Here is a 19,273-nt window from a genome sequence, read left to right as displayed (position 1 = left end):
TTTGGTGGATAACGACCAGTTGAAAGCTAACTACATCGATCATCTGAAGTCCATCATTAGGCAGTTTTACGGGGTAAAAAGGGGCAGTTTTACTAATTACGCAAGCAAAGGTCACTTATATATATATTGTGGAGCATTATAACTTATTATATATTCTTTGCCAGGATATATTATTCTATCTCGCTTCTACCTAAAGCAAAATAACCTCGTAAATACTTTTAAGATGGTTCATAAATGGTCATGAAGTCCATCACGCTCAAGCGAGCCAATTCCGTTGAATCAATATCTGAAGCTTTATCAATACCAAAAATTACTGGATATCGTGCCATCATACAGAGTTGAATAAGTGTTCTGGCAGCTCTGCCTGCATCAGCCGAAGGTAATTTCCCAACGCTCATTTGTGTTGCTAAAAACTCTTCAAGTAACTCCTCAGTAGCTTTAGGCGCACGTTCATAAAACAACCTTCCCACTTCCGGGAAACGCGCACTCTCACCCACTGCAAGCCGATGCAAATCAATCGATTCTGTCGAGCAAATTTCATCAATATAGTGCTTCGCAAAGTCTCTAAGAGATTGCTCCAAAGGTTTGTCCGATTTTAAGTGTGGTGCTAATTTTCCGCGAAAAGTTGCCGTAGCATGCTCGATATATGCTGCAAAAAGAACTTCTTTATTAGGGAAGTAGCGCCATAAAGTTTCTTTTGAGCCACCATACGCTGAGGCAATTGCAGACATCGTAGTAGCACCATAACCATAGTCAAGGAAGTGTTTTCCAGCTATCTCTATGATCATTTTACGACGGGTTTCTTGTTGCAATTCTTTTGACATATTTTTTATTTGTTTTTTACCGTACTATGTAGTACGTTTGTTAAACCGTACCAATTGGTACGGTTTAACAATTTAATTATGAGTTTTACAACAAAGATACAATCCTACGATGGCGTAGGCAAGTTCAACGTCTATGTAGCCGAGCCCGATGGTAGACCTCGGGGCGCGATTATCGTTATCCAGGAAATTTTCGGGGTAGATACAGACATTCGCTGGCGCTGCGATCTTTTAGCCCAGAGCGGTTATCTGGCTATTGCACCCGATCTTTTCTGGCGTCTCGATCCAGGCATGGAATTAGATCCAGACATAACCTCAACCATGAAACGTTCTGTGGATGTGGTTATTCGCTTCAACACAGATAAGGGGGTACATGACGTACAGACCACAATCAACAAAGCCCGCGAGATTGTTGGCAATAAGGCGAAAATTGGCCTGATCGGATATTGTCTTGGTGGGCGAATGGCTGCATTTGCCTCAGCCCGTACTGATATCGATGCAGCAGTTTCTTATTATGGTGTACAAATTGAGCGTATGTTAAGTGAAAAAGATACCATCAGAAACCCACTCATGTTACATATGCCTGAGTTCGATGAGCATGTTGGTCAAGAAATTCAAGACCAGATCCATGCTGCATTCGATGGCAACGGGCAAATCACAATCTACGACTATCCGGGACAACATCATGGATTTGCATGTGCTCTGGGCAAACGTAGATCGGAAGAGAAGGCAAGAATAGCTGACGAACGCACTGCTCAATTTTTAGCGCAACACATTGGTTGAGGTACGCAAAAACGAAATTATCTAAAAAAACAATGAAAATAATAGCTTTAGAAGAACATTTTGTACCTCCCCAGGTACGCAAAGCCTGGGAGGCAACTGCTACAATACAAGACTTTACAGTCTCCATGAATGGTCACCAATATGCCAGACAATTGGAAGATCTGAAAGATATTCGCATTCAGGCAATGAATGATGCCGGCATTGACGTGCAGGTATTGTCCCTGCCCTCACCTGGCGTTCAGAATTTTAAACCAGCCGATTCAATAGCAGTTGCGAGAGATTTTAACGATATCCTCACTGGCGCTATTGCAAACCGACCAGATCGTTTCGATGGGTTTGCTACCCTTCCTGTTCCCTCACCAATTGCAGCTGCAAAAGAGTTACAACGCGCTGTGCAGGACCTTGGACTCAAAGGTGCGCTTTTAAATGGACGTGTCCATGAGCGTAATATGGATCATCCTGATTTTAATCCAATCTATGAGGCTGCAGAAGCACTACATGTACCGCTTTATATCCATCCGCAGCTCCCTCCATCGGGAGTGCGCGATGCTTATTATTCTGGTATAGGTCAGATTGCCGATATCATGCTTTCCATGGGGGCCATCGGCTGGCATTACGAGACTGGTATACAACTCCTGCGTATGGTACTTACCGGAGTCTTTGACCGTTACCCCAACCTTCAAGTAATTGTCGGTCACTGGGGCGAAGTAGTCCTATTCTATCTGGACCGCATTGCACAACTAAACCATGCGGGCCTCAAACTGGAACGGCCCATCGCTGACTACTTCAAACAAAACGTCTACTACACGCCAAGCGGTATTTTCAGTCAGCACTACTTTTCCCGAACCATTGAGATTGTAGGAGTCGAACGAATGATGTTTTCCCAGGACTGGCCTTATCAAAGCTGCGGCGAAAAAGGTGCCCGCACATTTTTAGCACAAGCCTCAATATCTCAAGCTGAGCAGGAAGCTATAGCACATGGAAATTGGGAGCGGCTTGTTAGTGGTATATGGCGTAACACAGCTGCTGGAGACAGGAGGTTCAGAAAGCTATGACTAGCATTGAGGAGCGGCTGAAGGCTTTAGAAGACGAGTATCAAATCCGGGCGCTGGCGGATTCCTTTGCCGACATCTGTATTTCTGGAAATGTGCAATGTTTTGAAGCATTGTGGATAGAAGATGGCACCTGGACCTTAGCCGAACCTCTCAATATCGAAAGTAGCGGTCGGGACAATATTGCAAAGCTATTCCTTAAGCTGGCAACAGGAAAACGTTTTTTTTGTCAGAAGCTTCATTCAGGTATCATTACAATCTCGGGAGATCAGGCAACTGCACGCTGGATTTTATCGGAAAACGCAGCCAATCACGACGGATCTTCATATCAAAGCACGGCAATATATGACGATCGCCTTGTTTTCGAAGGTGGAAGGTGGCTATTTGAGGCACGGCACTGCAAATTTCTCGACATATCCCATACTGGAAATAACTCTTAGTGAGCCCGGCAGCTAGTAACTGCACACGAAATCATGTGCAGTTACTATTTCCTTTAGAAATGACTTTTTACATGTATAAAGAAATTGTAAATCGACATTTCATGAGTAGTTGTCCATTATACAGATTTTATAATTTAACCAATAAACATACAATATGAAAGAATGGAATGACTTTTATTTAGCCACAGCAGCGGCAGCAGCAACTTTGACGGGATTGATCTTTGTTGGAATTTCGATCAACCTCACACATATATTATCATTCCCACTCCTGGTAATTAAAGCTTCAGTGGCTTTAATACTATTATTAATGATCTTGATTTTTTCGGCTCTTTTACTGGTTCCCCAAAAAAGTCATTCCTTAATTGGTTACGAAACCATCATACTTGGATCAATAGTCTGGATCTTAATAACGCGGGCGGATTTTAAAATATATTATCAATCGTTGAAGGAATTCAAACGCGTTTATCTTTTTACATTATTGTTTGATCAACTTGCGACACTATTGTATATCATAGGAGGAATCTTTCTTACATTATCCGGTACTTCTGGACTTTATTGGACAGTGATAGCAATATTTTTATCATTCATCAAGTCCGTTTACGATGCCTGGGTGTTACTTATTGAAATTAAAAGGTAGTCTGAATAATTGTTTTATTGAGCTTTGCTGGTATGCTGTTGCTAAACTCCTAACTGACTATCCGAAAATCTCTACTTTATGAAGTCCGGTTTTGCAGGGAGGTCAAAGATCGCTACCATAAGCGCGATCCATCTCGCCCATAATACAGTTTACGCCAACGGGTTTAAATTGAGTCTTATTGCTATAAATTTCTTCTTCTTTCATGAAGTGATATAAGCATAATTTTAAAATTGTTTACATAGCTAAATCCTGACTAGGACTTGCTGTAAAATGTCCGCAGAAAGCTAAACCACGCAGGAACACCGCCAGTTAGGTGAGTTTCCAATGGAATAATTTCACTAGAAACTTGCATGCCTGGCAACGGTTGTAATGAAGTTTGGGCAAGCAGCTCACTAGTCCCCCGCGCTGTAAGCCATTGGTAAGGACCTGGGGAGGATAATTCACGGGCGCCCAATGTCACATGCAGACGTCTGCCAGAAAAATCCATTTTAGAAGCTATAGCCTCGTCATAGAGTTTGAAGATATAGCTATTCTTGCCAACAATACCTGGACTTCCCGCTCCAATATTTTTGAAGAGATTGGAACGCTTAAGGGCCACGTAAGACGTGAAAAGCCCCCCATAAGAGAATCCCCAGAGGCCTACGTCATTTTGATCGATTTGAAAGGTTTGTGTTAAAAGGGGATGAAGTTCGTTTTCCAAAAAACCCAGAAACTTATCACCCGCAGGCTTAGCAAACATTGCCCTATATACTTAACTCTCTTCCTGCGACATAAGGCCTGCCTGAACAGTACCATCCAACGTTTGATAAAAAATTTCCGGGACGACGTCTCCAGAAGGTACCAAATCCCTAACACGTAACCAATCCCATCTGTGACTTTCTTCCTGGGAATAACCTATGGAAACCAAAATGAATGGACGTAGGGTTGACATAATATCTCCATGGGTGGCGAGATGGAACGGTGCAGTCGAGGGAAAATATAGATTTGCGTCTATTTGATAGACGATCGGAAATGATTCACTCTTTTGTTGGTCGTATCCAGCTGGTACAGTGACCCACGCAGAGAAACGGTTTCCAGCAATTTTGGAATCTATCTCGAAGTAACGGGTCTGTGGAAAAACCGTTTGGAATGAAGGTATGATTTCTTCTAGATTTACCTCTAGGGACGGTACATTTTTTTGCGTTGTGGCTTCCTCTTTAAAAATTGTTTTATTGTTTTCCATGGCATAAAATTTATGTGCGTGCAATATAAAAAAAATTGCTTTTGCTCGGGATTTCTGGCTCAAAGCAACTGGTTAAGGGAATTCAAAGAAAAAAGATGGTAATATGTCTTCAAATAACAAAGTCATTTTATAAATCTTTGATTTAGAAAAGCTAAGCACCAAACAGAGAAATCCATTATAGTTTGCTCCTCGTTTTAATGATGAGATACAACCGCTCTTCCAGCGTCCTTACGGATAGCTTTAACCTTGACTAACAATGCGATAAATGCCCCGGCTAAAATCATTGAGATGCCTGCTGTGAGGAATACACCAGAGATACCGGCATAATTAAATAGTAATCCGCCCATGGCTGCTCCCGCTGCAATGGCGCCTTGTACTGCTGCTACAACCATTCCTCCAGCACTTTCTGCCTCATCTGGAACTGAAGTGGACACCCACGTTGACCATGCAACTGGCACACCGCCAAAAGCCATTCCCCAGACGGCAATTAGCAATGCATGTCCAGTAAAAGAAGATGGTAACAATACCAAGAGCAATGCTACAACTCCAACCAAAATTGGCATAATTATTAATGTCCAGCGCAGACTGTGTTCCATGAGCCGTCCTGCCAGAAGCGTACCGGCAAAGTTCGCTGCTCCAAAGCCCAACAACATCATGGCTATTCCATCAGCGCCGATTCTTATTGTATTCTCTATAAAGGGACGGACGTAAGTAAAAAGGGAATAGTGGCCCATATGCGCCAGCACGCAGCCCAGCATTCCTACTATTATGCCCGGACGTAGCAGTACTTTAAGCACTGTTGTAGATTTGGCTGCCCGCTGTGGAGGCAGGTTTGGCAAAGTAAACCATTGAAAAACTAACGTCACCATACCAACTGCCGCCGCTGCATAAAAGGCACTGCGCCAGCCGAACAAGCCTCCCAGATAGCTACCCAGAGGCACAGATACCACAGTTCCGACAGCTATGCCACTGAAGATTATCGATAAGGCACGTGGCACCAATTTCAAAGGTACAAGACGCATTGCTACTGCTGCTGCCATTGCCCAAAAGCCTCCAAGAGCAATTCCGAGCAAAGTACGCATCAATAAAAGTACGATTATGCTTGATGAGAAAGCAACAAAAAGATTAGATACGATCATCAAAGCAGAAAAGCTGAGCAATACGATCCTTTTGTCTAAAGACCGTGTAAGTCCGGGTAACACCAATCCGGAAACTAATGCAGCTATCGCGGTCACAGTTACTGTCTGACCTCCTACCGCCTCTGAAAGCCCTAGTTCTGAAGCCATCGGTGTTAGCAGACTGGCAGGCAGGTACTCCGCTGTTAATAATCCAAAGACGCCCATTGTTAGCGAGAAAACCGCTGTCCATGCTGGAGAGATCGGTTGAGTATTGTCCTTATTAAAAAGGTTGACATCTGATACCTCAGCACCATCACTATTTTTTTCACATAGATTTTCACTTTCCATAAATACATTATTGTTATGAAGCAAAGCTCCATTTTATGGTTGGTTTAAAATTATGCTAATCAAACATATGATTATTAAATCGGTGTAAGACCGGACATTTAAAGGAATGTAATAAGATGATTTGATGTTTTCCTTTATAGTTTGGAAATAGGTGTACAGAGAGTTTTCCTGTATTTTAAAGGGGTCATATTTGTTTGCTTCTTAAAAAAAATGATAAAATTGGCCGAATATTCAAAACCCAGGCTATAGGCAATTTCTGTTATATCCCAATTACTGAATTGTAACAACGCTTTTGCCTCGTTAACAATTCTATTGGCAATCCATTCCGTGGTAGTTTTGCCTGTGCTTTCTTTTAAAACTCTATTTAGCGTATTGGTATGTATATTGAGCTGCAAAGCAAATTCTTTAGCTGTTTTGAGTTTCAAAGTTTGTGTAGGGGAGTCAACAGGAAACTGCAGTTCTAACAGTTCCAGGAACATAGTAGTGATACGCTCTGCTGAATTAACTGGCTGATAGAATGTATCTGCAGGTTGTATTTTCATTGCTTCATGCATAATGATCTGCACATAGCTTCTTAATAATTCATATTTATGGGCATATCCGGACCGGATCTCAAGGAACATGTTTTCAAAAATACCTTTTAACAACTCAATACTTTCTATTTTAGGAAAAAACAAATGATTGCCTCCTATCTTAAATAAAGGTGAATGTGAAAGACTCTCACTTTTAAGACTTTGGTTTATAAAATCCTCAGTAAACAGACAGAAATACCCGGCTTTATCGTTCGAAGTAGGCTCCCACGAATAGGGAATTAAAGGATTAAAGAAGGTAATGGATGGTTTATCAATCCTGATGACTTTATCAGCGTAGCTTAATATTCCAGTACCTCTTGTGATCATGGATATTTTATAAAAATCCCTGCGGTTGGGCGGCAGGGATGTACTATCGCAAGAAAATTCTTCTCTGTTATACACGTTGAATTGCCCATTTTTAGGGTGTTCCCATCCATGCCGGCTATGAAAATCGCTTATATTCTCTTTTCTGTTCATTTCACAAAATTATGAAATAAAAACATTTAGAAGTTGTTGTTTAATTTGAGATTGCAGGATAATAGTCACTCCAAGATTTAAAATTGTAAAAATGAAGAAAGAACAGTTTTTCACTTTTGCAACAGGAATATCAGCGTGATCGTTCCGGAAATCATAGAGAAGTTGTGCGTATTCATTAGAGATACCCACTTTAGCAAATGGGCTGTTAAGGGATTACCAGTCCACTGAAAAAGCTATCAGTTTGACCTGGAGCAATGGCCCGGTAGAAGGTAATGTAAATAAGCTAAAGATTTTCAAACTGCAAATGTATGGTCGAGCCATCTTCGAATTGCTTAGAAAAAGATTAGTGCTGCCCCCAACTTAACCACCAAAAGTGGGAAGAACATCTTTTAGTGACATATATGATTTTTAGGCATTATGAAATATGACAACATTATAGGTACTACATAAATTTTAATACTAATTTTGAAACTTAATTAATCCACACTAAACAATTAATTCAATATCATGTGCTCTTCAAGAAGTTTAAGATTTATAAATATCCTAATTAGATTATGTAATACAGTTCGAAATTTCATTATCAATGCGAAACCTGCAGAACAAAAAGTTGAGCTTTCATCGCTAATACTTTGTTATGGTGTTTCACTGCCCTTAAGTGCATTTTTATATTGGAGGCTATTCATTGATCATTTTGGTAAAGACTATTTTAATTACTGCTTTTCCCTGGAAGATGTTCCATTTATTATATATGATAAAGGAACTTATGTTTGGTATGTAGTTTTGTTGTTATCTTTCCCATGTATCCTCTTTTTTATGTGGAAGGACTCAAGTATTATAAAAAGCGTCGTTGCAAGTGCATTGGTAGGTATAGGAATATACACTTTGACGACGATAGGCAATTTTAGTTTCTGGCAGATTGTTTCCTACATTGTTCTATTAGTTATTAGCAATCTTTTTATTTTCTACTACAATAGAAATACATTGTATGTCTATACTATATTTATAGGACTTTTTTTTGTTAGCTCGGCTCAAAATGATGCAATCACAGCGATAAAACATCCCAAAAGAATGACGATAAAATTAAAATCCGGAAAAGTTTTCCTTGATCAAAATGACTCCTCAAAAATATACGTTGGATCTACATCCAAATTTATCCTGGTATATGACAAGATAAAAAGAATCCTTGATAAGAAAGAGCGTGATAGTATTTTTTAAATTATGAAATTCAAGACATTAAAAATTGAACCTTCATATGGGTAATAAAATTATTATGATTAAAACATTTAAATAAACATCGTTTCCAGATCAGATAAATTACAATGATTTAAGTAAGAGAGATCTTATCCACAGTAATCTAAACAATTCCTTGCATAAGTATTCTTCAAATTTAAAGAACTATAATTAAGTCGCAAAAAATAAGTATTGACAACTTGCTAGGTAGTTGTCAGAAAAACATATAGGTTTTCATGATAATTGGTTTCAAAGGAGAGCCATTATGGAAAATGAAAATTCGTATTTAACACTGAAAAAGTTGCTAAGATTTTAAAAAAGCATGGTACAATTATCACACTCGACGAAGCAAAAAAAGTCTTGGATTTCTACAAAAAATCAGCTAAATTATGGCTCAATCAAGTGCTTAAGCCATGAAAATAGCAGATTTATACATAAGAGTTAGTACAGACGAACAAGCTGAAAAAGGATATTCTCAGAGAGATCAGGAAGAACGTTTAAGAAGATATTGTGAATTTAATAATATTACTATTAGAAAGGTCATATATGAAGATTATTCGGCAAAATCCTTCGCCCTGCCTGGGGAATACTGCTTGCAGATCTAAGAAAAAACAAAGGAAGACTAACTGACCTTGTTCTATTTACAAAGTGGGGTAGATTTAGTAGAAATGCGGGCGATGCTTATAATATGATAAGTATTCTAAGAGGCTTGGGAATTGAGCCACAAGCAATCGAACAACCTTTAGATTTATCCATTCCTGAGAATAAATTAATGTTGGCAATTTATTTGTCTACTTCCGAAGTTGAGAACGACAGAAGAGCCTTGAACGTTATAAGGGGAATGCGTAAAGCTAGAAAAGAAGGGCGCTGGATGGCATCAGCACCAATTGGTTATAAAAATATAACTACTGAAGGTGGAAAAAAGATGATTGTCCCCAAAGAGCCACAAGCTACGTTAATAAAACACGCCTTTGAAAAAATAGCTACAGGAATGTTTTCTACAGAGCAAATTTGGAAAGTATCGAAAGCAAATGGACTAAAATGCTGTAAAAACAATTTTCTAGTTACAATGCGTAATCCGGTTTATTATGGTAAAATCTTTATACCAAAATATAAAGATGAAGAAAGCCAGCTTGCAACTGGACTACATCAACCACTAATCTCTGAAAAATTATATAAAGAGGTACAGGATGTCATGGATGGAAGAAAGCAAAAGCAGGGAATTAAAATATTCTCCCCCGATGAACTGCCATTACGTATTAGAACTGCGAGGGAATTATTATTAAAAGGGGATTTAGATGGTGCCGATTACAAAACTGTCAAAATTGAATGTGAGGAACAAGTAGGTAGATTGGAAATTAAACTGTTTGATGTATCAAGTCCGAAAATCAATATAGAAAATCAACTTGAAAATGCAGTAAATGTGCTTTTAAACCTGGATTTACTATACAAAAACGGCGAAATAGGGCTTAAAAGAGAAATAATTGGTTCGATCTTCCCTGAAAAATTGAGCTTCGACGGAGTGCAACATCGAACCACTAGAGTTAATGAAGCCGTATCAATTATATGCTTGATTTCCAGCAAATTATACAGCAAAAAAAAGTGGGCAAACGACGTCGAAACGTGTTTGCCCACTAGGGTGGGCCATGATGGGCTCGAACCATCGACCAAAAGATTATGAGTCTTCTACTCTAACCAACTGAGCTAATGGCCCGCGTAAAATCTATTAGATTTTGCGAGTGCAATGTTACATATTTGTATCGAATTTTAAAAATACTTTATGCAAAAAATTAAGAATATAATCTTCGATTACGGAAATGTCATCTTTGAAATTGACTTCAGAATCACACAAAACTCTCTTAAACAACTAGGTATACCAAATATAGAAACTTTTTTCGGGCATTCAGGGCATCATAATATATTTAACGAATTAGAGACCGGAGCCATCACTCCTGCCCAATTCAGAGACGGAATCAGAGAAATAACACAAAATCCAGCATTGACTGATCAGCAAATTGATGCTGCGTGGAACAGTTTATTAATCGGTGTACTTCCTGAAACGCATAAAGTACTGCTCGAAGCCAGGAAAAATTACCGGACCTTTCTATTGAGCAATACCAACCAGATCCATTACGACTACATCATGGATTATCTTCAAAAAGAACATAACGTACCCAACAATGATCACCTGTTTGAGAAAGCCTATTACTCTCAGCTGATGAAATTTCGCAAGCCGCACGTAGAAATATTTGAACAAGTTATTCAGGAAAACAATCTTAATCCCGCAGAAACGTTATTTATTGACGACACCCCAGGTCATTTGGAAGGTGCGAAGAAAGCAGGATTACAAACCTTACTCATGACAGAAAAACCAGAAAACCTCGGTGCATTTTTAAAAAGTAATGGTATATTAATATAGATGAACAATAATCAACAAATGCCCGATCATAAATACAAAACATTAAAAGAGTTTTACCCATTTTACCTGCAAGAACATCAGAATACCACAAACAGGATACTACACTTTATAGGAACAGCGCTTATTGGACTCTGTTTTATTACAGCCATGCTTTTCCATGCCTTTGTCTTCTTCGCATTAATACCAGTTGTCGGTTATGGTTTTGCGTGGGCAGGACACTTCTTTTTTGAGAAAAACAAACCTGCCACCTTCAAATATCCATTGTTTAGCCTCGCAAGTGATTTTTTATTATTCGGTGACTTGATGATGGGCAGACAGCCCTTCAAAGTTAAATAGCTGATATTGATAATACTTATAAACCTTAATAGATAACCTCTATATAACTATAGAAATTAGGTGTTGGGATACCGTAAGAATACGAGCTACTTTTAGCCATTCAAACGAAATAATCATGGAAGAAACGAATAAACCAACACGTAAACTAACTACTGCATCCGGCAGACCTTATGCTGAACATGAAAATAGTCAGTCTGTAGGCAGAAGAGGTCCTTTATTACTACAAGACTTTGTCTTACATGAAAAAATGGCCCACTTTAACCGGGAACGTATCCCCGAAAGAGTGGTACATGCCAAAGGAACAGGTGCATATGGTACGTTGACGATCACCCATGATATATCAAAGTATACAAAAGCAAAGATTTTCAATCAGATTGGCAATACCTGTAAGATGTTTTTACGTTTCTCTACTGTAGGTGGCGAAAAAGGAAGTGCCGACTCTGAAAGAGACCCTCGTGGCTTTGCACTTAAATTTTATACAGAAGACGGTAACTGGGATTTAGTAGGCAACAATACGCCTGTTTTCTTTATCAAAGACCCGAAGAAATTCAGTGACTTTATTCATACGCAGAAACGCGAACCAAGAACTAACCTGAAAAGCCCGACAATGATGTGGGATTTCTGGTCATTGAACCCTGAAAGCCTTCACCAGGTAATGATCCTGATGTCTGACAGAGGTACACCGTTCTCTTATCGCCATATGGATGGATTTGGTAGCCATACTTATTCAATGATCAATGCTGATAATGAGCGCGTATGGGTTAAATTCCATTTTAAAACACAACAGGGAATTAAAAACTTTACAGGTCCTGAAGCGGATGCGATGCGTACACAGGATATGGATCACTCGCAACGTGATTTAGTAGAAGCAATCGACAACAAAGAATTCCCAAAATGGACGATGAAAATTCAGGTGATGACAGAAGAAGAGGCAAAAACCTTCAGATGGAATCCATTCGATCTTTCTAAAGTATGGCCACATGGTGAATTTCCATTGATAGAAGTAGGTGAAATTGAATTAAATCAAATTCCAAGAAACTATTTCGCACATGTGGAACAGGCAGCTTTCGCCCCTTCTAATCTGGTTGACGGAATTGGTTTCTCTCCTGATAAGATGTTACAGGGCCGTATATTATCTTATGCAGATGCACATCGTCATCGTTTAGGCGTAAACTATGAACAAATCCCTGTAAATGCATGCCCTTTCATGGTTAATAATTATCACCGTGACGGACAGATGCGTGTAGATGACAACGGAAATGAGGAACCTAATTACTATCCAAATAGCTTTGGCGATGTAATTCCTGATGAAAGTTATAAAGAACCAGCATGGGAATTAGAATCTAACGTGGCCGACTGGTTTGACAGAAACGAAGGCCCTGGTGATCATGACCATTATACTCAGCCAGGCGATCTGTACCGCAAAGTAATGAGTGATGCCGACCGTAAAAATTTAATCAGCAATATTGTTGGTGCAATGAGCGGCATTAGCGGCCGCAGAAGAGATCAGATCATCAACCTGCAACTTTGCCATTGGTTCAGAGCCGATATAGGCTTAGGGATGGCGATTGCAGGCGGATTAGGCATTGACGCCAGTCAAGCGATGCAACAACAAAAGCATTAAGCTAAAATTTATACCCAAAACACACCAATTAGTTCTTTTTCCAAACCCCTGTTTACTTCACGTGAGCAGGGGTTTTTAGCGTTTAAAGAGTTCGTATTAACACCCCATAAACACTACTAATACCAGCGTTTAACACTATACTTAGCTTGACATTCAGACGGATTTTAAGCGGGGTTGATACGGGGTTGAAACGCGTTGACCCGTATCAACCCCGTTTGAAGTACGTATCAAACTGCAACAGTACCCAGCCAGTAACCTTGTTTAAACCTTCTTTAAATACAATCAAACAAAACCTGTAAACAGCAAAAACCGCCCTATAAATCAATATAAGACGGTTTTCATTAACAATTTCAGGAAATTACCCGTTTCTTCTTTGCTTTTCTCTCGCAATCAGGCCAAGCTCTCTGCTCGTTTGTCCGGCAACAGAGGTATTCTCTTGTGCACGTCTGAATAAATATGGCATAACAGCTTTAACTGGCCCGTAAGGTACATATTTAGCTACATTATATCCTGCATCAGATAAATTGAAACTCAGGTTATCGCTCATTCCTAATAACTGTGCGAAATAAACATGTGGGTGACTATGACTAATTTGATTGGTATCCAGCAACTCTGCCAATAATTTGCTACTAGCTTCATTATGCGTACCACAAACTACACCAATCTGCTCTACATGGGCTGCGCAGTAAGTAATAGCTGCGTTATAATCCCGGTCTGTGGTTTCCTTATCTGGCTGAATCGGAGAAGGGTAACCTCTTTCGGCTGCTCTTTTACGCTCTTTTTCCATATAAGCACCACGAACAATTTTAGCACCTAAAATAAATCCTGCTTCTTTAGCAACCAGGTGATCCGCTTTTAAATGTGCAAGCTTATCATGACGATATAATTGATAAGTATTGTAAACGATCAGCTTCTCTTTATTAAACAGGATCATCATATCTAAAGCTAATGCATCGATCGTGTCCTGAATCCAGGTTTCTTCTGCATCAATCATGACAGGTACATTTTTTTCAAATGCTGTTCTGCAAATTCGCTCACAACGATTTTTTACTTTTTCAAACTCCGCTTTCTCTTCAATTGATAGCTCAGCTTTAGCATCTAATTTTTCCAGTAAGGCGAAACGCCCGATACCTGTTACTTTAAAAACAGTAATTGGTACACGTTTGTCTCCCGCAGCCCGGTCGATTGTTCTGATGATCTCTGCACAGGTAAAATCAAATACGTGCTCCTCTTCTTCTCCCTCTACAGAATAATCTAAGATTGTACCTACTTTTCCATCAGCCAGCAGACCGATAGTGCGCTCACACTCTGCAATGGTCTCTCCACCGCAAAACTGTTTGAAGATGGTAGATTTGATAATGCCCTGAACCGGTAAACCGATGTTTAAAAATAAATTTGTCACAGGCGGGCCCACCTGGGTCAAAAAATTGCTACTCATTATTTTGAATAACCAGTATGCGCTGTTTAGTTCTGATTTTGATTTATTACGAAAAGCTATCTCCGTATTGTCAAAATTTAGTTTTTTCCCTGGGGATACTTGCATTTGGATTGATGTATTAGTCAAACGGACGCAAAAATATAAATTCCGGGACTATCATTTGCAAAACCCTTTATAAATAATTGTAAATTTGCAGTACAATGATAGAATTTAAATTAGAAGGCGAATTTATTCCCCTTATTTCTTTGTTAAAAGCTACCGGACTTGTTCAAAGTGGCGGCGAAGCGCAAACAGTAGTAGAAGATGGTCTGGTGAAGTATAACGGCAATGTAGATTACCGCAAACGTTTAAAAGTACGTATCGGTGATGTTGTTGATTTTATGGGTAACCAAATTAAAATAGTATAATGAATAAACTGGAAAGTGCTGGTCACCATATATATTTTGATACCAGGTTAGCGCCCTTAGCAGAAATCATTGAAAACGGAAAGTACAGCAATATATTTGTTTTCGCAGACCGCAATACGGCAGAGCTTTGTTTGCCTGTGTTCAGAGAGATGCTGGATGATTTTAGCGGATTTGACCTGATTGAGACTGATCCGGGAGAAGAGAACAAAAACATCGATTTTTGTATTGGTATCTGGAAAACTTTACTTGATTTTGGCGCAGACCGCAAATGCCTGGTTATTAACCTTGGTGGCGGTGTGATTACGGATATGGGTGGTTTTGTAGCTTCTACATACAAACGCGGGGTAGATTTCATCAATATCCCTACAACGTTGCTTTCGCAGGTTGACGCTTCTGTGGGCGGGAAAACTGGTATTGACATCGATAATGTAAAAAACATGGTCGGTACTTTCAGTTTACCACAAGCCGTATTTATTGAAGCAGAATTTTTGAAAACAGTACCACAAAGGGAATTGCTTTCAGGATTCGCGGAAATGATTAAACACGGATTAATTGTGGATAAGGAATACTATCATCAGTTGAAGGCTTCTGACTATAAAAACATAACAACAGCGGCTATACACCGTTCGGTAGAGATTAAAAATGAGGTGGTAACCGCTGATCCGCACGAAAAGGGCTTACGTAAGATCTTAAACTTTGGTCATACCATCGGTCATGCTGTAGAGAGTTATTCTTTGAGCAAAGATAAAAAGCCATTGACTCATGGAGAAGCAATTGCTATCGGAATGATATGTGAAGCTTATCTTTCTCATAAAAACAGTACCCTTACCGCAGAAGAGCTGGAAGAAATACGTCAGTATATTTCCAAAGTATACCCTGCTTATAAAATTAAAGAAAAATCGTTCGCCCAACTTTCTGTATTCATGCAGAGCGATAAGAAAAATGAACATGGAAATGTGCTGTTTTCGTTATTGCAAAGCATTGGAAAATGTACTTACAACTGTAGAGTTTCAGAAAGCGACATCGTCGGAAGTTTGGAATATTACAATTTAACTTATGCTAAATGATCCTAGAAATATAACACTTTCCCTGTTGTTCGGCCTGCTGATTGTCATTTCCATTGTGGAAATGTACATCAGTTACATGCACGACAGAAAGTTATATGCCAAAAGAGATACGTGGACAAACGTATACCTGATGGGCCTGGCCTTTTTAATCAATATATCGACTAAAACCGCTACGTTCTTTTTATTGAATTACTGTTATCAGTTCCGCCTGTTCGAAATCAAAAATATTTTTGTTTACTGGATCGTACTGGTATTTACACAAGACCTGCTGTATTGGATATTACATACTTCAGGTCATTATATCAGGTTTTTCTGGGCAATGCATGTGACACATCATTCCTCACCCCTGTTTAACCTGACTACAGGATTCCGGTCTACGGTTTTTGAGCCGCTATACCGGGTATTTTTTTATTTGCCACTTGCATTTATGGGTTTCTCCGCAATAGACATCCTTTTTGCCTACCTGGCTACGCAATTGTATGGAAATCTGGTGCATACACAGGCAATTGGAAAATTACATCCGATCATAGAATATTTGCTGGTTACCCCATCTCACCACAGGGTACATCATGCCAGCAATATCCGCTATCTGGATAAAAATATGGGTATGGTGTTAATTATCTGGGACAGGATGTTTGGTACTTTCCAGGAAGAACTACCTGAAGATGAAATTGTTTATGGTTTAACTCACCAACCAGAGGACACAGGATTGGTGAATACTGTTTTTCATGAATTCAAAGCCATGACGGCAGATGTGAAACGTGCTCCGGGTTTTAAAAATAAACTGGGCTATGTGTTTAATCCTCCGGGATGGAGCCACGATGGCAGTACTCAAGTTGCAAAAGTGATGCAACAAGAGTTCAAAGAAGCTGAGCAACGCAGAAAATTGCCGGTTCAACCTCATTAAACCACCATAAATAATTTTTTTTAAATTAAATTTGACAAATTAAATTTTGTTGCTACATTTGAAAAAACAAAGATTAAAAATACAGGGTTCTGTTTCCAGAAGCCACCAAAGAAAAAAAATGAGAAACATCACTACATATTGGTTTAGCTACTTCTACTATTTTAGTAAGAGCCGGGACTGATATGCAATCAAAAAAATCAACATAAATTGTATATGAAAAGTCCCGGCATCCTGCCGGGACTTTTTTTGTTTAAAGCAAAAATTAACGCAGGAGATCATATAGATGAAAAAAGTAACAAGAGTAGCAATACAAGGTATTAAAGCCTCCTTTCATGAAGAAGCTGCTTTCAAATTCTTTGGTAATGACATTAAAACTATCGAATGCAATTCCTTTAAACAAACATGCGAAGTGCTTGAGGCACGGGAAGCTGACTATGTAGTGATGGCTATTGAAAACTCTATCGCCGGTAGCCTTTTACCAAACTACACACTGATCAGAGAATATAATTTTGCAGTAACCGGAGAAGTTTACCTTCCTATACAATTGCACTTAATGGCACTGCCGGGTGTGAAACTGGAAGACGTAAAATATGTAACCTCCCACCCTATTGCTATTCGTCAGTGCATTGATTTCTTTGACGAATTTCCACACCTTAAAGTAGTGGAAAGCGTAGATACAGCCGCTTGTGCAAAAAAGATCAGAGACGAGCAATTAACTGATACTGTCGCGATTGCAAACACACTGGCTGCCGAGCTTTATGGCCTGAATATTATAGAAAGAAGAATTGAATCCAATAAAAAGAATTACACCCGTTTCCTGATCCTTCAAAACGATAAAACTGAAGATTTGACTGAAATTAATAAATCCTCCATCTGTTTCCAGGTTGGTAACCATGTAGGTGCACTCTCAAAAGTGCTGAACATCTTCGCAGAGCAAAATGTGAATTTAAGCAAGATCCAGTCTATGCCTGTTTTAGGTAAAAGAAATGAGTATTATTTCTATGTCGATATGGAATGGACAGAAAGCGAAAAATATGACATCGCTATCCGTAAAGCACTGAAATACACAGTAAACTTTAATATAATGGGCGAATATCTAAAAAACGATATCGTTTAACAAATCAGTATTTAAAATATTTAACACATACCACAACAGATTAAATCCCCCTCATCATGAAATTAAACTTAAACATTCAGCCATTATCGAGCTGGATTAACATCAAAAACGAGCCGCTTATCATCTCTGGACCATGTAGTGCAGAAACTGAAGATCAATTGTTATCTACTGCACATTTATTAGCTGCAACTGGTAAAGTATCTGTACTAAGAGCTGGAATCTGGAAACCACGTACCCGTCCGGGAGAATTTGAAGGAATTGGAAGTATCGGTCTGGAATGGTTGAAAAAAGCTAAAGCTGAAACTGGATTACCAACAGCTGTAGAAGTAGCCAACGCTAAACATGTGGAAGAAGCACTGGCTGCAGGCGTAGATATCTTATGGATTGGTGCGAGATCAACAGCTAATCCTTTCACGGTACAGGAAATTGCTGACGCTTTAAAAGGTGTTGACATCCCGGTATTAATTAAAAACCCTGTAAACCCTGATATCTCTCTATGGATTGGTGCTTTAGAACGTATCAACAATGCAGGTATCACTAAATTAGGAGCAATCCACCGTGGCTTCTCTTCTTACGAGAAAAGCTCTTTCCGTAACGAACCTATGTGGGAACTTGCAATTCAGTTGAAAACACTTTGCCCTGAATTGCCAATTATTAATGATCCTTCACATATCTGCGGAAATCGCGAACTGATTCCTTACATCTCTCAAAAAGCATTAGACCTTGACATGCAAGGATTAATGATTGAGTCACATATCGACCCTTCTGTAGCGTGGACTGATGCCAAACAACAGGTTACTCCTGCTGCTTTAGAAGAACTGATCGCTAAATTAAGTTTACGTGATCCAGAATCCAACAGTGAAGCTTTTGCTGATAAATTAGCTGAACTGCGTAAACAGATTGATAAAATCGATGATGTAATGCTTCAGAAATTAAGTGAGCGTATGGCTATCGTTGAAAAAATCGGTGAGTACAAAAGAGACAGCAAAGTAACTATCTTACAGGTTAACCGTTGGGATGAAATCCTTAAAAAAGGGACTGCTTTTGCTAAAGCCCTTAAATTAGACCTTGGTTTTACAGAGAAATTCTTAGAATTAGTTCATGCTGAGTCTATCAGAAAACAAACTGCAATCATGAACGAAGGCAAAACTGAAGAAGAAATCGTTGAAGCTGCTGCGGCAAAACATTAATCAGCTGAATTTTCAAAGGCTTTTCTTAGTCACAGATTAGGAAAAGCTACCGAAAATTCTGAATACAA

At 39.2% G+C, this 19,273-nt stretch carries 19 protein-coding genes, 1 tRNA gene and 1 pseudogene; 14 read left to right on the top strand and 7 right to left on the bottom strand.

The annotated features are described in order from the left end of the window. Nucleotides 1-218 precede the first annotated feature (218 nt). Nucleotides 219-824 carry a TetR/AcrR family transcriptional regulator gene (locus tag AB3G38_RS22970; RefSeq protein ID WP_367866026.1) on the bottom strand — a complete coding sequence of 202 codons (606 nt, stop codon included), beginning with the start codon at nucleotides 822-824 and terminating at the stop codon, nucleotides 219-221. Between the two features lie 78 nt (nucleotides 825-902). Here AB3G38_RS22970 and AB3G38_RS22965 point away from each other — a divergent pair, with 78 nt between their 5' ends. The 4 genes from AB3G38_RS22965 to AB3G38_RS22950 all read left to right on the top strand — a co-directional run bounded on the left by AB3G38_RS22965 (nucleotide 903) and on the right by AB3G38_RS22950 (nucleotide 3,733). Then, nucleotides 903-1,604 (top strand): dienelactone hydrolase family protein, encoded by a 702-nt coding sequence (locus AB3G38_RS22965; RefSeq protein WP_367866025.1) that lies wholly within the window; start codon nucleotides 903-905, stop codon nucleotides 1,602-1,604. A 32-nt stretch (nucleotides 1,605-1,636) separates the two neighbouring features. Continuing rightward, the gene (locus tag AB3G38_RS22960; protein WP_367866024.1) at nucleotides 1,637-2,659 is read left to right on the top strand and encodes an amidohydrolase family protein; all 1,023 of its coding nucleotides are present in this window, start codon (nucleotides 1,637-1,639) and stop codon (nucleotides 2,657-2,659) included. Continuing rightward, nucleotides 2,656-3,096, top strand: coding sequence for a nuclear transport factor 2 family protein (locus tag AB3G38_RS22955; RefSeq protein WP_367866023.1), 441 nt, complete (start codon nucleotides 2,656-2,658; stop codon nucleotides 3,094-3,096). Before AB3G38_RS22960 ends, AB3G38_RS22955 begins: the two co-directional genes overlap by 4 nt. Nucleotides 3,097-3,250: 154 nt before the next feature. Next, entirely contained in the window at nucleotides 3,251-3,733 is a 483-nt protein-coding gene (locus AB3G38_RS22950; RefSeq protein WP_367866022.1) for a hypothetical protein, read from the top strand. A 253-nt stretch (nucleotides 3,734-3,986) separates the two neighbouring features. Here AB3G38_RS22950 and AB3G38_RS22945 read toward each other — a convergent pair whose 3' ends face one another. The 4 genes from AB3G38_RS22945 to AB3G38_RS22930 form a co-directional block, all read right to left on the bottom strand. Continuing rightward, the gene (locus AB3G38_RS22945) at nucleotides 3,987-4,472 is read right to left on the bottom strand and encodes an alpha/beta hydrolase-fold protein (RefSeq protein ID WP_367866021.1); all 486 of its coding nucleotides are present in this window, start codon (nucleotides 4,470-4,472) and stop codon (nucleotides 3,987-3,989) included. 12 nt (nucleotides 4,473-4,484) lie between these two features. Then, the gene (locus tag AB3G38_RS22940; protein ID WP_367866020.1) at nucleotides 4,485-4,955 is read right to left on the bottom strand and encodes a hypothetical protein; all 471 of its coding nucleotides are present in this window, start codon (nucleotides 4,953-4,955) and stop codon (nucleotides 4,485-4,487) included. A gap of 194 nt (nucleotides 4,956-5,149) precedes the next feature. Then, nucleotides 5,150-6,421: an MFS transporter gene (locus AB3G38_RS22935; RefSeq protein WP_367866019.1), complete on the bottom strand. Its 1,272-nt coding sequence runs from the start codon at nucleotides 6,419-6,421 to the stop codon at nucleotides 5,150-5,152. A gap of 134 nt (nucleotides 6,422-6,555) precedes the next feature. Then, nucleotides 6,556-7,470, bottom strand: coding sequence for a helix-turn-helix domain-containing protein (locus tag AB3G38_RS22930; protein ID WP_367866018.1), 915 nt, complete (start codon nucleotides 7,468-7,470; stop codon nucleotides 6,556-6,558). 1,643 nt (nucleotides 7,471-9,113) lie between these two features. Here AB3G38_RS22930 and AB3G38_RS22925 point away from each other — a divergent pair. Together AB3G38_RS22925 and AB3G38_RS22920 are read left to right on the top strand one after the other, a co-directional pair. After that, nucleotides 9,114-9,511, top strand: a pseudogene (locus tag AB3G38_RS22925) (recombinase family protein); the annotation flags it as partial. Between the two features lie 30 nt (nucleotides 9,512-9,541). Further along, entirely contained in the window at nucleotides 9,542-10,381 is an 840-nt protein-coding gene (locus tag AB3G38_RS22920; protein WP_367868783.1) for a recombinase family protein, read from the top strand. Here AB3G38_RS22920 and AB3G38_RS22915 read toward each other — a convergent pair. Beyond that, a tRNA-Ile gene (locus tag AB3G38_RS22915) sits at nucleotides 10,341-10,414 on the bottom strand. The two genes, AB3G38_RS22920 and AB3G38_RS22915, sit on opposite strands and share 41 nt — an antisense overlap. A gap of 66 nt (nucleotides 10,415-10,480) precedes the next feature. On the opposite strand from AB3G38_RS22915, the gene AB3G38_RS22910 reads away from it, so the two are divergent. The 3 genes from AB3G38_RS22910 to AB3G38_RS22900 all read left to right on the top strand — a co-directional run bounded on the left by AB3G38_RS22910 (nucleotide 10,481) and on the right by AB3G38_RS22900 (nucleotide 13,079). Next, nucleotides 10,481-11,119: an HAD family hydrolase gene (locus AB3G38_RS22910; protein WP_367866017.1), complete on the top strand. Its 639-nt coding sequence runs from the start codon at nucleotides 10,481-10,483 to the stop codon at nucleotides 11,117-11,119. Further along, nucleotides 11,120-11,455, top strand: a complete 336-nt coding sequence (locus AB3G38_RS22905) for an Mpo1-like protein (RefSeq protein ID WP_367866016.1) — start codon at nucleotides 11,120-11,122, stop codon at nucleotides 11,453-11,455. A 115-nt stretch (nucleotides 11,456-11,570) separates the two neighbouring features. Next, nucleotides 11,571-13,079, top strand: coding sequence for a catalase (locus tag AB3G38_RS22900; RefSeq protein WP_367866015.1), 1,509 nt, complete (start codon nucleotides 11,571-11,573; stop codon nucleotides 13,077-13,079). A 358-nt stretch (nucleotides 13,080-13,437) separates the two neighbouring features. Here the strand turns inward: AB3G38_RS22900 and AB3G38_RS22895 are convergent, their stop codons facing one another. Further along, complete coding sequence (locus AB3G38_RS22895; RefSeq protein WP_367866014.1) at nucleotides 13,438-14,622, bottom strand: proline dehydrogenase family protein; 1,185 nt, start codon at nucleotides 14,620-14,622, stop codon at nucleotides 13,438-13,440. A 95-nt stretch (nucleotides 14,623-14,717) separates the two neighbouring features. On the opposite strand from AB3G38_RS22895, the gene AB3G38_RS22890 reads away from it, so the two are divergent. The 5 genes from AB3G38_RS22890 (at nucleotide 14,718) to AB3G38_RS22870 (ending at nucleotide 19,205) form a co-directional block, all read left to right on the top strand. After that, on the top strand, nucleotides 14,718-14,924 hold the full coding sequence (locus tag AB3G38_RS22890; protein WP_068402357.1) for an RNA-binding S4 domain-containing protein: 207 nt from the start codon (nucleotides 14,718-14,720) through the stop codon (nucleotides 14,922-14,924). Continuing rightward, on the top strand, nucleotides 14,924-15,991 hold the full coding sequence (gene aroB, locus AB3G38_RS22885) for a 3-dehydroquinate synthase (RefSeq protein WP_367866013.1): 1,068 nt from the start codon (nucleotides 14,924-14,926) through the stop codon (nucleotides 15,989-15,991). The genes AB3G38_RS22890 and aroB overlap by 1 nt, the downstream gene beginning before the upstream one ends. Further along, a complete protein-coding gene (locus tag AB3G38_RS22880; protein ID WP_367866012.1) occupies nucleotides 15,981-16,898 on the top strand; it encodes a sterol desaturase family protein in 918 nt (305 codons plus the stop codon). Before aroB ends, AB3G38_RS22880 begins: the two co-directional genes overlap by 11 nt. Nucleotides 16,899-17,181: 283 nt before the next feature. After that, nucleotides 17,182-18,015: a prephenate dehydratase gene (locus tag AB3G38_RS22875; RefSeq protein WP_367866011.1), complete on the top strand. Its 834-nt coding sequence runs from the start codon at nucleotides 17,182-17,184 to the stop codon at nucleotides 18,013-18,015. Nucleotides 18,016-18,071: 56 nt separating this feature from the next. After that, on the top strand, nucleotides 18,072-19,205 hold the full coding sequence (locus tag AB3G38_RS22870; RefSeq protein ID WP_367866010.1) for a chorismate mutase: 1,134 nt from the start codon (nucleotides 18,072-18,074) through the stop codon (nucleotides 19,203-19,205). Nucleotides 19,206-19,273: the final 68 nt, after the last annotated feature.

The organism is Pedobacter sp. WC2423 (assembly GCF_040822065.1).
Classification (GTDB): domain Bacteria; phylum Bacteroidota; class Bacteroidia; order Sphingobacteriales; family Sphingobacteriaceae; genus Pedobacter.
Note: the sequence above shows the minus strand (reverse complement) of the source record. Positions and strands in the feature narration are given on the sequence as shown.